Genomic DNA, 12,617 nt, shown 5'->3' with positions numbered 1-12,617 from the left:
GATCCCCGAATAGGCGGACATGACCGATCCGTTTGCTTTCGCCGGACTGGTTGAGTCCCACTACGGCTCCCACCGCCCGCGAATGGCGGAACCGGCTGGGAATATCGATCGTCGCCTTCGTGTGGCGCGTCTCGATACAGAATACCGGCAGACCGGCATTTGCCAGTCCTTCGAACAGCCATTGAGGCTTCCAGGCCCACCCGTTCCAAGCTGAACGCGGGATCACTCAGGATGGCGATCAAATCCTCCGGGTGAGATACAACCTTTTTCTCCTGGCAGGTCTTCCCGCTCTCATCGAGATGGCGCCGACATGCCTGATCGCGCGCCGATTTTCTCGATATCGGAACGCCCAACGCTGTCGAAAAGGCCCTCCAGCGACTCGCCAAGCGCGGTGACATTCGTCGCCCCACCGCGGCCTCTACGACAAGCCAAACACGAGCCGACTGACGGGCAAGATGGCCTTTCCGCCGCGAGGCTCATTCATCGATGCTATTGCCCGGCGCGATAAGCAGCGGGTCCTGGTCGACGGAATGACAGCTGCCAACGATTTGGGCCCGACAACAGCCGCGGGGTCGATGCTTTCGACGGCGGAAAGCTCTTGCCAAATTCCAGCTGCGTATCGCGGACGGCGTTATTTGTGCTTCAGCAGCCACATCTTGCCGGCCATCGTAATGCCGCGCGCAGACTGTCCCGGTGCAACCTCGAGATTGAGGGCTTGCAGAAGGCCACGGTCTGTCAACTCTTCCAATGTTGCTGTGGTCAGCGATTTCACCTTGATCGGCCGCTCCTTGAAGCGATCTGTTTTCGCATAAGTTACCGCGGCATCGAAATGTGTCCACTTCCCGCCCTCCTGAAGATAGAGGTTGCCATCTTTAGCAAGCTTCAGGCCTCTGATCTGGGTCGGCGTCAGCGTCACGTCCAAAGCGGCTGTGTTGGTCGTTGTCTTTGCAGTCGTAATCAATGTTCGATCCTAGCGTTAATGATTTCTTGTGACGCCGTTTTGAAGTCGCCGGAAGGTTGTTGGACTATGTTCGCTGACGCTGCTTCCCGGAAGGAAACGAGCTTGCCAATGCGCTCATCCCAAAGCGCCAATCGCACACAGCCAAGGCTCTGCCACAGGGTGATGCGGCCGATCCCTGCCAACTCCGGATGTTCGCGCAACACGTCCGGCAGTCGATAGTAGGGAATTCTGCTCGAGAGGTGGTGAATGTGGTGAACGCCAATATTGCCGCTCAGCCAGCGCAGCACGACAGGCAGGTCGTAATGAGACGCACCGTGGAGGGCTGCCTGTGGAAATTGCCATTCTTCGGTCTTCGACCAATGAGTTTCCTCGAACTGGTGCTGGACATAAAATAGCCAGACGCCTGCGGCACCCGCGAGAAGGACGACAGGCAGATGGATCAGAATGAAGGGAACAAACCCCACGGCCCATATCATCGAGGCAGCCAGGACTGCGACCGCCAGATTGGTGCTCATGGTTGAAACCCACGGCATGGCACCGGAGCGCATCATCCCGAAAGGCAGCCGCTGTTTGCATAGAAAGAGCCAGGCTGGTCCGATGCCGAACATCACCAGCGGATGCCGATAAAGTCGATAAGCAAGGCGCCCCGACCAGGAACGCGTCCGATACTCTTCGACGGTGAGGGTGGTGATGTCGCCGATGCCACGCTCATCCAGATTGCCGGCGGACGCGTGATGCAGGGAATGAGCCCGTCGCCAGTAATCATAAGGTGTGAGGGTCAAGACCCCGAGCGTGCGCCCGATCCATGTATCGAGTCGCCGCCGTGCGAAGAACGATCCGTGTCCGCAATCGTGCTGGATCATGAATAGCCTGAGCAGAAAGCCGGCTGCCGGGACGACGAGGATCAACCCCGGCCAGAACTCCTGGATCAGGGATACGTAGGTCAAGGCCCAAAGCGCGACAAATGGGCCAACCGTCACAAGTAGTTCGAACGCGCTGCGGCTCAATCGTGGCTGTCGGTATTTTGCAAGGATCTTCAACCACGCACCGGCGGTGTCTTCGATGGCCGCTTCCGGTCGATGGGCGTGGGCGTTCATTGGTTGGAATCTCTTTCCAGCAGCAAGGAAGCGGGTTGGATCCACGCTTCGAGGCGGTCGCATGCTTGTTAGCCCTGACGCGCCTTGCGAGCAGCATAGCGGCGATCGCGCTCGGCCTTGCGCGCGGCCTCATCCGCTACGACACACGCGGTGCGATTGTTGACTTCGGCCTGCCGGGCTTCGGCTTCGGCCCTTTCATGAACCTCTGCGGCAGCAGCCAAAGCGTTGGTTTCTGCCAGTACGCGCTCGTTTTCGGCTGCTTTCAGCGCGTCGCGCTCAGCGCGGCGGGCCGTTCTTGCAACAGCGGCAGCCTCGCGCGCCGCCAGACGTTCCTGCATAGCAGGATCGGTAGGCTTCGGCGCGGATGCAAATTTCGTCAAAAGCTTAAGTCTGGCCTCTTGTGCAGTCTTGCGGCGCTCGGCGAAGCTGTTGTCGTTCGGAGTTCTCAATAAATCGTCCTATCGAATTTCGGAGGTTGCGGTGGAGGCGATTTGAAACCGTACAGCCCGTCCGAAGCACCTGGATCGCTCAACCGCCTAACGGAAAAAGGCCAGACATTCGCCTGGCCTTTCAATGCTATTGCCGCATGCCAGGACATCCTTGGTCATGGGAGGCTCAAGCTTCAAGCGGCTTGGAGCTGGCCTGCGGACATCTTGCCCGACTTGCGATCCTGCTCCAGCTGGAAGCCGAGCTTCTGGCCTTCGACGATCGATGTCATCCCGGCGCGCTCGACGGCGGAGATGTGAACGAACACATCGGCGCTGCCATCATCGGGCTGAATGAAGCCGAAGCCCTTGGTGGCGTTGAACCATTTTACTGTGCCAGTGGTCATAACAAACCCTTTCATTGCACGACTGATCGACCACCGTGCGACGCACGGCGGTGGTTTCGACTTTTGAGAGGGAAAGTTGATCAAGAGGCGCAGAGCGCTGCAAAAACAATATCGGCAAACAAAGTATCGATGGTTCTTGATATAGCGTCATCGACGTCTCGTCAACTTCTTGTTATGCAGTTTGCCACTATTCTATTTTTGGTTGCGTATCTTGCGGATACATGCCGCCCTGTTTGTCTTCGGCCGGTGAGCACGGTAACTCGAAAGCCTCTGACCGATCCGCGCTGCATACTCCGCTTTCGTCAGGCTTTCGCCTTCGATGATCGAAAGAACTTCGTTGTAGCCTTGCCAAAAGTTCGCCTCGCCTCCATCCATGATCGTGTCCAACACAGCTAACTGCGTTTGCGAGAACGTTGTCATCGAATAGCCTCTGACGAAGCGCCCGGTCGCGTGACGCGCCGCTCTCTTATCAGCAGATGCTGCGAGCGGAGCACGGTCTGAATTCTCATTGATGCGCGGCCCGCCGCCGCGGCGATCTCAAAACACATCTCCGTGAACCCGCCTTCCATTCCCGGAATCGTCATGCCAATATCCGACACATGAATCTCCACAAGGTCCTCCATCACCTGTTTCTGCTTGTCGCCATGTTCGCCGTCGTCGTCGGCCCTGCGAGCATTGGACTGGCCAGCAGCGCCATGGCGTCTTCGGGTGCGGCGGCGATGGAGGATATGTCCAGCACCATGCCCGGCATGAAGATGGCGGCGGAGATGCCCTGCTGCCCGGAAAAGCAGCCCGTCAAGCCGGACTGCGCCAAGGGCTGCCCGCTGTCACTGGTGTGCACGACCTCGATCTTCGCCCACGCCCCGGGCGGCCACGGCTGGTCGTTCGCCGTCTCCTGGCAGTCCCACCGCTACAATCTGATTCCCGCGTCGCAACTGACGCCGGCCCTTGTCGAGCCGCCGGCCCGACCTCCGAAAGCCTGATCTCAATCCATTCTTGAAGCACGCCTGCGGCTCACACCGGACGCACGAATACGTTCGTTGGAATCCGACGGCCATCAATTTTGACCCGAGGACGCGATCAAAGAGATCCGTCCCGATGAGATCGGAATCATGAACAAGACTTCCTTTTCAGCAGGAGCGATGCTCCTCGCCGGCGCTCTGGTCGTCGGCTCCGCCACCGTGTCCTTCGCAGCCGCGCAGGACTACGAGTTCCAGCCGGTTTCGACCGACGTCAAGCAGGGCCAGGGATCGCTGGTCTCCGTCCGCCTGGTCGACAAGCGGACGGGCAAGCCGGTTCCCGACGCCGTCATCTTCACCACCCGCATGGACATGGCCCCCGAGGGCATGGAGACGATGACGACTCCAGTCGAAGCGGCCAGCTCGACGGAACCCGGCGTCTACGCCTTCAAGTCCGACTTCACCATGGCGGGCGGCTGGCGCTTCAAGCTCGCCGCCAAGATCCAGGGCGAGCCGGACACCGTCGAGGGCGAAGTCGTCCTCAAGGCAGCGCCTTGAACACGCCATCGCGTGTGGCAGCCACGCTCTGCCTCGCCGTATTGCTCGGCGCGGGAGGCTATTGGGCTGGCACGAACAACCTGGCATCCGTTCTCGGCTTCGACCTGGCCGAGACGGCGCTCGCAACGCCCGCCGCTCCCACACCCTCCCCGACTGGAGTGGTCATCTACTACCGCCATCCGGACGGCTTGCCGCAGTTCTCGGCGACGCCGAAGAACATCGACGACGGACGACCGTTCGTCGCCGTGCACGCGAGCGAGGACGTCAGCTTCGACGACAAGGCGAAGGCGCCCGCCGCTACCGCAGCCACGGACGCCGAGCCGTCGAAACGACCCATCCTCTACTATCGCAACCCGATGGGTTTGCCGGACACGTCGAAGGTGCCGAAGAAGGATTCGATGGGCATGGACTACATTCCTGTCTACGAGGGTGAGCAGTCCGACGCTTCCACGGTCAAGGTCTCGCTCGGCAAGCTGCAGCGCACGGGCGTGAAGACGGCGACCGCCGAGATGGCCAGCATCGGCCGCAAGGTTCGCGTGCCGGGCACCGTGGCGCTCGACGAGCGCCTCGTCAGCATCATCTCGATGCGCACGGACTCCTTTATCGACGACGTCGCCAACGTCACGGCGGGCGACCACATTGGCAAGGGAGAGAGACTCTTCCGCTTCTATTCGAGGGAGATCGCCACCGCCGCCTCGGAATACGCCGCCGGCAGGACCGGTGGACGCGGAGACGACGACGCCGGCTCGGCATTGCGGCTGAAGAACCTCGGCGTCCCGCAGGAAGTCGTCGATAGCATAGCCCACACCCGTCAGGTGCCGGCGAGCATGACCTACACCGCCCCGCGCGACGGCATCGTGCTCGAGCGCACGGCGACGACGGGCATGATGGCCAAGCCCGGCGACGTGCTGTTCCGCATCGCCGACATCTCCAACGTCTGGGTGATCGCCAACGTCCCGGAATACGACCTCGCCTCCGTCCGGATCGGCGCGCAGGCCGACGTCACCGTCCGGAGCCTTCCAAGCAGGACGTTCAAGGGTACCGTCAATCTTGTCTATCCGGAGGTCGAGACGCAGACGCGGACGACGAAGGTCCGCATCGAGCTCCCCAATCCGGACGGCACACTGCTCGCCAACATGTATGCAGACGTCGCGATCGAGGCCGGTGCTCCCAACCCGGTCGTCGCCGTCCCCAATAGCGCTGTCGTCGACACGGGTGACCGCAAGATCGTCTTCATCGACAAGGGCGACGGAAAGTTCGAGCCGAAAGACGTCGTGCTCGGCGTCCGGGGCGAGGACAGCACGGAGATCACCAAGGGCGTCGCCGCCGGCGACAAGGTCGTCGTGTCCGCTAACTTCCTGCTCGACGCGGAAAGCAACCTGAACTCGGCGCTCAGCGCCATGACCGAGGGGGCCAAACCATGATCTCCCGTTTGATCTCCTGGTCCGCCCATAATCTCGTGCTGATTTTCGTTGGCGCCGCGCTCGCCGTCGCCGGCGGCGTCTATGCTCTGCGGTCCCTTCCCCTGGACGCCATTCCCGATCTCTCCGACGTGCAGGTCATTGTCTATACCGAATATCCCGGCCAGGCCCCGCAGGTGGTCGAGGACCAGGTGACCTATCCGCTGACGACGTCGATGCTGACGGTGCCGAAATCAAAGGTCGTGCGCGGTTTCTCCTTCTTCGGCGTCTCCTTCGTCTATGTGATCTTCGACGACGGCACCGATCCCTACTGGGCGCGCAGCCGCGTGCTCGAATATTTGAACGCCGCGCAAAGCCGCCTTCCCCAGGGCGTCACGCCGACGCTCGGCCCCGACGCGACGGGCGTCGGCTGGGTCTACCAGTATGCCGTCATCGCCAAGGAGCTGTCGCTCGCCGAACTGCGATCGGTGCAGGACTGGGTGGTGCGCTTCGCCGTTTCCAAGTCCGAAGGCGTCTCGGAAGTCGCCAGCGTCGGCGGCTTCGTCAAACAATATTCCATCGTCGTCGATCCGGCCCGCCTCAAGGCGCAGGGCGTGTCGCTCAGTGACGTCGCCAACGCGGTCCGCGCCAGCAACACCGACGTCGGCGGCCGTACGGTCGAGCTGTCCGAGTTCGAGTTCATGGTGCGCGGGCGCGGCTACCTCAAGGGTATCCCCGACATCGAGAGCATCGTTCTAAAGAGCCAGAACGGCGTTCCGCTCAAGCTCAGTGACGTTGCCAAGGTGGAACTCGTTCCGGACGAACGGCGCGGCATCACCGAACTGAACGGCGAAGGCGAAGTCGCGAGCGGCATCGTGCTGCAGCGGTTCGGGGCCAATGCGCTGACCGTCATCGACAATGCCAAGAAGAGCCTCGATTCCATCCAGAGCAGCCTTCCGGCAGGGACCGAGATCGTTCCCGTCTACGACCGCTCGACCTTGATCGAGGCTGCTATAGAGACGCTGAAGGGCACGCTGGTGGAAGAATCCATCGTCGTCGCGCTGGTAACCATCGCGTTCCTGCTACATGTCCGCAGCGCGCTCGTCGCCATCATCATGCTGCCGGTCGGCATCCTGATCGCCTTCATCGCGATGCGGCTGCTCGGTCTTGGCGCGAACATCATGAGCCTCGGCGGTATCGCCATCGCCATCGGCGCGATGATCGACGCGGCGATCGTCATGATCGAGAACGCCCACAAGCATCTGGAACGGGCGCCACCGGACAAGCCGAGGATCGACATTCTTGTCGAGGCGGCGAGCGAGGTCGGTCCGGCGCTGTTCTTCAGCCTGCTGATCATCACCGTATCCTTCCTGCCGATCTTCACGCTGGAATCGCAGGAGGGACGCTTGTTCGGTCCGCTCGCCTTCACAAAGACCTTCTCGATGGCGGCGGCCGCGCTGCTATCGGTGACGCTGGTGCCGGCACTGATGGTGCTGTTCGTCCGTGGGCATATCGTCCCTGAACGGAAGAACCCGGTGAACCGTTTTCTGATCTGGGTCTACCGCCCGGTCATCTCCGGCGTGCTGAAGGTGAAGACTTTGACGATCCTGGCCGCCGTCACCATCCTGGCGGCGACCGTCTGGCCCGCACAGCACATCGGCAGCGAGTTCATGCCCAATCTCGACGAGGGCACGCTGATGTACATGCCGACGACCCTGCCCGGCATCTCCGTCACCAAGGCGGCGGAACTGATGCAGACGCAGGACCGCATCATCAAGTCCTTCCCCGAGGTGCAAAGCGTCTTCGGCAAGGCTGGGCGTGCCCTGACCGCCACCGATCCGGCCCCGACGGAAATGTTCGAAACGATCATCACGCTCAAGCCGAAGTCGGAATGGCGGCCGGGCGTGACGATCGACAGCCTGAAGCAGGAGATGGACGCGGCCCTGCAGTTCCCCGGCGTCTCCAACGCCTGGACCATGCCGATCCGGGCACGCATCGACATGCTGTCGACCGGGATCAGGACGCCCGTGGGCGTCAAGGTCTATGGCACTGACCTCGGCGAGATGGAGACGATCGCCCGCCAGATCGAGGCGGTTCTGAAGACGATCCCCGGCACGTCGAGCGCCTATGCAGAGCGGGTGATCGGCGGTTACTACCTCGACATCGTTCCCGATCGCGTCGCGCTGGGCCGCTACGGACTGACCATTAACGATGTCCAGGATGTCGTCGGCATGGCGCTCGGCTCGGAGGTCGTGACATCGACCGTCGAGGGCCGCGAGCGATATGGCGTGGCAATACGGTATCCACGGGCGTCGCGAAGCGATCCGCAGTCAATCGCCAGGGACGTGCAAGTATCTCTCCCTGGCGGCGGAACCGTTCCTCTCGGCGAGGTGGCCGACGTCAAGCTCACCCGAGGGGCGACGACCATCCGTACCGAGAACGGCCAGCTTGCGGTCTACATCTACGTCGACATCGCCAACCGCGATCTCGGCGGTTACGTCGCCGAAGCCCAGCAGGCAGTCGCCAAATCGGTGAGGATGCCGCCCGGCTATTCCGTCGCCTGGAGCGGCCAGTTCGAATATCTCGAACGGGCCGAGGCGCGGCTCGCCATCGTCGTCCCCCTGACGCTGGCGCTGATCTTCCTGCTGCTCTACCTGAACTTCAAGGCGCTGACCGAGACGATGATCGTCATGCTGTCCCTGCCCTTCGCGCTGGTCGGCGGCATATGGCTGATGTGGTGGATGGGTTTCAATGCGTCCGTGGCGGTCGCCGTCGGCTTCATCGCCCTTGCGGGTGTGGCGGCCGAGACGGGTGTGATCATGCTGATCTACCTCGACCACGCCTTGAAGGAACAGCGCGAAGCCTGTGAAAAGGAAGGTCGTTCCTTCTCGAGGCTGGACCTCAACAGAGCGATCATGGTCGGCGCGGTCGAGCGCGTCAGGCCGAAGATGATGACCGTCGTCGCCATCATGGCCGGCCTCGTTCCCATCCTCTGGAGGACCGGCACGGGATCGGAGATCATGCAGCGCATCGCCGTGCCGATGATCGGCGGGATGGTGTCGTCGACGCTGCTGACGCTGGTCGTCATTCCGGCAGTCTACGGCATGGTCAAGGGATGGCGACTTCCTGCGACGGCGTATGCGATCTTGCGGTCCGACACGGAAGACGACGAGCGTAGCCTCGAGGCAGCGGAATGAACGGAGGCCATGATGGCCGACATTATGTGAGCATGGGGCTCGCGGGCATCCTCGGACTTGTGGTGATCGCGACTCTCCTTGTCGCGGTGGTCCTGCTGCTGCGGATGAAGGGAATAGTCTACGTCGCCGTTGCGTCGCTCGAGTCGGCCATGTCGAACAGCGACCTTCTCGATCTTCGGCCCTCGTTCGTCGTCCATGCCGCAGGCCTCGTCGTATTTCGTGACGACGGCACTGTCGGTGCACAAGCCGCAGGGAATGACCCGATACGGATGGCGCAGACACCACCCGCCGCGAGCGGGCCGCCATTTCGCGTCCTTGGTTTGAAGTCCTCCTCCCTAGAATCCCAGTGGCGGCGCATAGAAGCATCGCACCGTGTCTTCGTTGGGAAACAGGCAGAGGTGGTAGGCGCCGTCCGGCGACTCCCTTGTCTGCGCCTGTGGGATCAGGAAGACGTGTCTGCGCGTCGCCAACCGATGGTCGCCAGGCAGCAGCGTCACTTCGTATCCTTCCTTGCGTGGGCGGACGGTCTTCGACGAAATCCTCTGGCAATCCCCGCTGTCACCGTCTCCATTGCAGCAATAAGGCTCGTAGGTGAAGCCCGACGGCGCATGATGGGCGTGGGCCACGGTGGCGACCGCCATCCCGATCGCCGCAAGTATCATTCGCATGGCGTCCTCGCTTTCATATGCGTCGCGGAACATGGCAGCGCCCACGATCCCGACAGGACACGTCACTCCCTTCCGTCGAAAGGATTAGCCAGCGCCGCCACCGGGCGGCTGATCGGATACTTGATGACGGAGACCTTCTTCGCGAGCTTGACGTCGCCGTTTTGCTTGAGAAGCGCACGGAAGCTCGGGTGCATGCCTCCATCCTGATATGCGAGCGGCGTGAAGCTCTTGGCGGCAAGTTCCTGGTATTTCCGATCGTCGGCGGATGATTTGGCTACGACCGCCGGATCGGATTGATCAATGCGCTCCGGACATGCCGCAAGCGGATCGCCAGGATCGCCGTCCTTGAATTCGGCGTCGAAGACGTACTTCCTGCCGCATGCGGCGACCCTGGGTTCGTGTCGCCGAACCTCAAAGATGTCGTAGCCTTCCTTGAGGTTCCTCCAGAAGGCGAAATTCAAGTCGTCGCGATGTGCGGCCAGGTTCTGCGGCGTCATGCGAAACGGATAGGCCTGGACCTGGAACGCCTGCTGTCCACGCTTCAGGGCCGTCTCGACCACGGCGTAGATTTCGCCGACCCCCTGATCGGTCAGCGCAAAGCAACCCGACGACGAGCAGGCGCCGTGCACCATCAGTGCTTCGCCGGAATAACCAAGGGCAGTCTCCAATCGGTTCGGGTAGCCGAGATTGAAAGAAAGATAGAACTGCGATTTCGGATTGAGGCCTCCCGTGGAGACGCTGTAGAACCCCTCTGGCGCCTGTCGGTCCCCGGTCTTCGTCTTAGGGCCGAGCTTGCCGGACCAGCGACACATCGGATAGGTCTTGAGCAAGGCATAGCTGCCGCTGCCATCGACTTTCCAGACCTCCAGTTCGCTTTCCATCTTGAAGATGCGGACAAGGATCGGACTTTCCGGCTTCATGCCTTTTGCCCGCATGCTGGCCAGCAGCTTCGGCGGTATATCGTGCGAAGCCACGCCGAGATCGTCGAGCGACTGTACGCAGCCGCTCAGGACCACGGCCACGGCCGCAAGCGCTACCCCGCGAAGACGTCGCCGCCCCCAGTCTATTTGATAAAAGACATTCAACAACGAAGATAAGCCACTGACGTGGATTGCAAACATCGACATGCGCAAGGTCATGCCCTTCCCTTTGGTCTGGAATTCGAGCGAACGGAGATCAGACGGAAGCGATGGGGGGACGCTGCTCGACAGGCTCGAGAGCGCCCGCAAATGCAACGGAAGCGATGACGCCAAACACTACGGCGTCGGGCTGCGAATGAAGGTTTTCTGGAGCTTGTGCGACGATGCCGTCCTGCTGGCAGTGTGCCCCCGAAACAGATCGGCCGTCGCCGCGATGGTGTCCGTCGGAGGTCGCCTCGACACTGACGACAACCGGGTCTGCGTGGGCACGATCGACAGGTGCAGCTACGCAGGGTGCGGCAAGCGAACCCAGCAGCATCATGGTCGCGACAAGGACGTTGATCAGTAGGCGCATCGACTCGTTCTTGAGCAGGAGCATTCCTGCTTCAGCGGCGTCATCATGGTGAAGTTCGCGTTTCCGGTCAACGAGAAGGCCCATTTGTTCATCCTGCCCGTCGGCTATCCCATGGCTTGCGGCTTGCCAACACGCCAACCGTCTTCCAATGTCTGTCCGCTGGAGTGTTACACGTGAGGATCGGATTTTGGCTACCGGTACAGTAAAGTGGTTCAATCAGGACAAGGGTTTCGGCTTCATCCAACCGGACGACGGATCGACCGACGCATTCGTCCATATATCGGCTGTTCAGCGTTCGGGTCTGTCCGGATTGAAGGAAGGCCAGAAGGTCAGCTACGAGATCGTTCAGGACCGGCGGTCAGGAAAGTCTTCTGCTGAAAACCTCAAGGTCCTTTAGGCGAACGGCCGTCGACCAGCATGTTCGAACGGCCGACGTCTTTCGCGGGCCACCACGGCCGGCAAAAAGAAGCGCGCCCGTGCCAATATCGCTCTTGTTCGAGAGCATCGTCTCCGCACGAAGCGAGGGGTGCGGTTCCGTGCCTAGGAAAGGGCCACGTCGGGTCGCAATGATTGCGTCGGTCGTCGTCGCCTTTCTCGCAGCGAACGCGCTACACGCGCTCTTCGATGGCTAGAAACGACGAGATGGTTCCGCCGTCATCGACCTTGGTGCGAAGACTGCACAGACCAAGCTTGACCCGTCAGCAATAAACGCGGCCATCGCGACTGCCGGATATCCCTCCAGTTTCAGGCAGATCTGACTGTTGCCAGACCTCGCGATCAAGGCGCAGCCTCACTCGAATCCTCGTCCTCAGTCCATCCTGAACCTGGCGTGGCAGGTCGTGCAGGTCTGGAGCATGAGGTGGAACGCATGTTCCGCCGGCATCGCCGACAGCTCCTGCTCGTTGCGTACGTGGGTGCCGAGTGGGCCGCCGCCCATGGCCTCCCCAGGCTTCATGCGCATGCCGGCGGGCATCGGTCCGGGGTTTTTCTCCGCCGCGGCGTCGAGCGCGACAGCGTAGTCGCGCAGGTCGTTCGCAATGCGGTCGAACCGGTCGCGCTCTTCGAGGATGCTCGGCCTGGCCTTCGACTGCGGGCTTGCGGTCTCGGACGCAAAATGTCCCGAGAGAACGACCCCCGACCTGTCGCGGATGGTGTCGGCCGCCCACCTGAACTCGGCGGCCTTGTAGATCGCCGGATCCTTGAACATGCCCGAGATCGTCTTCGCGGCCGCGGCCATGGCCTTCATGTCCGCCTGCCGAAGGGCGACGACGTCCTCGGCGGCAGGCGACGGGACAGCCGTCATCAGGGCCGCTCCCACGACGGAGAGCAGTCCGAACCTGTTCAGGTAAGTAGTCTGTCTCATAAAAGCTGCGTTCCGGATCGGCCCCATGCCACTTGCGACGGGTATCCGTTGCTTCACCGGATATCCGCTCTCATCTGGGCAGGAAGAG

The 12,617-nt window shown here is 61.6% G+C and carries 13 protein-coding genes and 2 pseudogenes; 6 read left to right on the top strand and 9 right to left on the bottom strand.

The genetic code is table 11. The features are described from left to right. Positions 1-106 precede the first annotated feature (106 nt). Positions 107-353: pseudogene (locus tag FHX09_RS29845) on the bottom strand (hypothetical protein); the annotation flags it as partial. Between FHX09_RS29845 and FHX09_RS29840 the strand changes: the two are divergent. After that, a pseudogene (locus FHX09_RS29840) lies at positions 340-566 on the top strand (DUF6088 family protein); the annotation flags it as partial. The pseudogenes FHX09_RS29845 and FHX09_RS29840 overlap by 14 nt on opposite strands. A gap of 65 nt (positions 567-631) precedes the next feature. Here FHX09_RS29840 and FHX09_RS13210 read toward each other — a convergent pair. From FHX09_RS13210 to FHX09_RS13195, 4 genes are all read right to left on the bottom strand, one after another. Beyond that, positions 632-961, bottom strand: coding sequence for a hypothetical protein (locus FHX09_RS13210; protein ID WP_184450143.1), 330 nt, complete (start codon positions 959-961; stop codon positions 632-634). Further along, positions 958-2,058, bottom strand: a complete 1,101-nt coding sequence (locus FHX09_RS13205; RefSeq protein WP_184450141.1) for a fatty acid desaturase — start codon at positions 2,056-2,058, stop codon at positions 958-960. Before FHX09_RS13205 ends, FHX09_RS13210 begins: the two co-directional genes overlap by 4 nt. A gap of 68 nt (positions 2,059-2,126) precedes the next feature. After that, a complete protein-coding gene (locus tag FHX09_RS13200) occupies positions 2,127-2,507 on the bottom strand; it encodes a DUF6481 family protein (RefSeq protein WP_132591407.1) in 381 nt (126 codons plus the stop codon). A gap of 173 nt (positions 2,508-2,680) precedes the next feature. After that, positions 2,681-2,890 carry a cold-shock protein gene (locus FHX09_RS13195; RefSeq protein ID WP_007788021.1) on the bottom strand — a complete coding sequence of 70 codons (210 nt, stop codon included), beginning with the start codon at positions 2,888-2,890 and terminating at the stop codon, positions 2,681-2,683. Positions 2,891-3,489: 599 nt separating this feature from the next. Here FHX09_RS13195 and FHX09_RS13190 point away from each other — a divergent pair. The 4 genes from FHX09_RS13190 to FHX09_RS13175 all read left to right on the top strand — a co-directional run bounded on the left by FHX09_RS13190 (position 3,490) and on the right by FHX09_RS13175 (position 9,004). After that, on the top strand, positions 3,490-3,873 hold the full coding sequence (locus tag FHX09_RS13190; RefSeq protein WP_132591405.1) for a hypothetical protein: 384 nt from the start codon (positions 3,490-3,492) through the stop codon (positions 3,871-3,873). Positions 3,874-4,002: 129 nt separating this feature from the next. Continuing rightward, on the top strand, positions 4,003-4,407 hold the full coding sequence (locus tag FHX09_RS13185; RefSeq protein WP_244423699.1) for a FixH family protein: 405 nt from the start codon (positions 4,003-4,005) through the stop codon (positions 4,405-4,407). After that, the gene (locus FHX09_RS13180; protein WP_210301547.1) at positions 4,404-5,831 is read left to right on the top strand and encodes an efflux RND transporter periplasmic adaptor subunit; all 1,428 of its coding nucleotides are present in this window, start codon (positions 4,404-4,406) and stop codon (positions 5,829-5,831) included. The genes FHX09_RS13185 and FHX09_RS13180 overlap by 4 nt, the downstream gene beginning before the upstream one ends. Then, on the top strand, positions 5,828-9,004 hold the full coding sequence (locus FHX09_RS13175; protein ID WP_184450139.1) for a CusA/CzcA family heavy metal efflux RND transporter: 3,177 nt from the start codon (positions 5,828-5,830) through the stop codon (positions 9,002-9,004). Before FHX09_RS13180 ends, FHX09_RS13175 begins: the two co-directional genes overlap by 4 nt. Positions 9,005-9,339: 335 nt before the next feature. Here FHX09_RS13175 and FHX09_RS13170 read toward each other — a convergent pair whose 3' ends face one another. The 3 genes from FHX09_RS13170 to FHX09_RS13160 form a co-directional block, all read right to left on the bottom strand. Beyond that, positions 9,340-9,672 carry a hypothetical protein gene (locus tag FHX09_RS13170; protein WP_132591435.1) on the bottom strand — a complete coding sequence of 111 codons (333 nt, stop codon included), beginning with the start codon at positions 9,670-9,672 and terminating at the stop codon, positions 9,340-9,342. A 62-nt stretch (positions 9,673-9,734) separates the two neighbouring features. Then, the gene (locus tag FHX09_RS13165; protein ID WP_246699434.1) at positions 9,735-10,811 is read right to left on the bottom strand and encodes a murein L,D-transpeptidase family protein; all 1,077 of its coding nucleotides are present in this window, start codon (positions 10,809-10,811) and stop codon (positions 9,735-9,737) included. A gap of 37 nt (positions 10,812-10,848) precedes the next feature. Next, the gene (locus tag FHX09_RS13160) at positions 10,849-11,250 is read right to left on the bottom strand and encodes a hypothetical protein (RefSeq protein WP_132591399.1); all 402 of its coding nucleotides are present in this window, start codon (positions 11,248-11,250) and stop codon (positions 10,849-10,851) included. A 103-nt stretch (positions 11,251-11,353) separates the two neighbouring features. On the opposite strand from FHX09_RS13160, the gene FHX09_RS13155 reads away from it, so the two are divergent. Then, positions 11,354-11,563: a cold-shock protein gene (locus FHX09_RS13155; protein ID WP_007788011.1), complete on the top strand. Its 210-nt coding sequence runs from the start codon at positions 11,354-11,356 to the stop codon at positions 11,561-11,563. Between the two features lie 411 nt (positions 11,564-11,974). Here the strand turns inward: FHX09_RS13155 and FHX09_RS13150 are convergent, their stop codons facing one another. After that, positions 11,975-12,529, bottom strand: coding sequence for a cytochrome c (locus tag FHX09_RS13150; RefSeq protein ID WP_132591397.1), 555 nt, complete (start codon positions 12,527-12,529; stop codon positions 11,975-11,977). Positions 12,530-12,617: the final 88 nt, after the last annotated feature.

Source organism: Rhizobium sp. BK538 (genome assembly GCF_014197575.1).
Classification (GTDB): domain Bacteria; phylum Pseudomonadota; class Alphaproteobacteria; order Rhizobiales; family Rhizobiaceae; genus Rhizobium.
The sequence above is the reverse complement of the archived record's forward strand: the minus strand, read 5'-3'. Positions and strand labels throughout refer to the sequence as shown.

Coding starts and splice junctions, on each gene's coding strand:
- FHX09_RS13170 (WP_132591435.1), bottom strand. CDS start 9,672: ATGCGAATGATACTTGCGGCGATCGGGATGGCGGTCGCCACCGTGGCC.
- FHX09_RS13150 (WP_132591397.1), bottom strand. CDS start 12,529: ATGAGACAGACTACTTACCTGAACAGGTTCGGACTGCTCTCCGTCGTG.
- FHX09_RS13165 (WP_246699434.1), bottom strand. CDS start 10,811: ATGACCTTGCGCATGTCGATGTTTGCAATCCACGTCAGTGGCTTATCT.
- FHX09_RS13160 (WP_132591399.1), bottom strand. CDS start 11,250: ATGGGCCTTCTCGTTGACCGGAAACGCGAACTTCACCATGATGACGCC.
- FHX09_RS13205 (WP_184450141.1), bottom strand. CDS start 2,058: ATGAACGCCCACGCCCATCGACCGGAAGCGGCCATCGAAGACACCGCC.
- FHX09_RS13190 (WP_132591405.1), top strand. CDS start 3,490: ATGAATCTCCACAAGGTCCTCCATCACCTGTTTCTGCTTGTCGCCATG.
- FHX09_RS13175 (WP_184450139.1), top strand. CDS start 5,828: ATGATCTCCCGTTTGATCTCCTGGTCCGCCCATAATCTCGTGCTGATT.
- FHX09_RS13195 (WP_007788021.1), bottom strand. CDS start 2,890: ATGACCACTGGCACAGTAAAATGGTTCAACGCCACCAAGGGCTTCGGC.
- FHX09_RS13185 (WP_244423699.1), top strand. CDS start 4,003: ATGAACAAGACTTCCTTTTCAGCAGGAGCGATGCTCCTCGCCGGCGCT.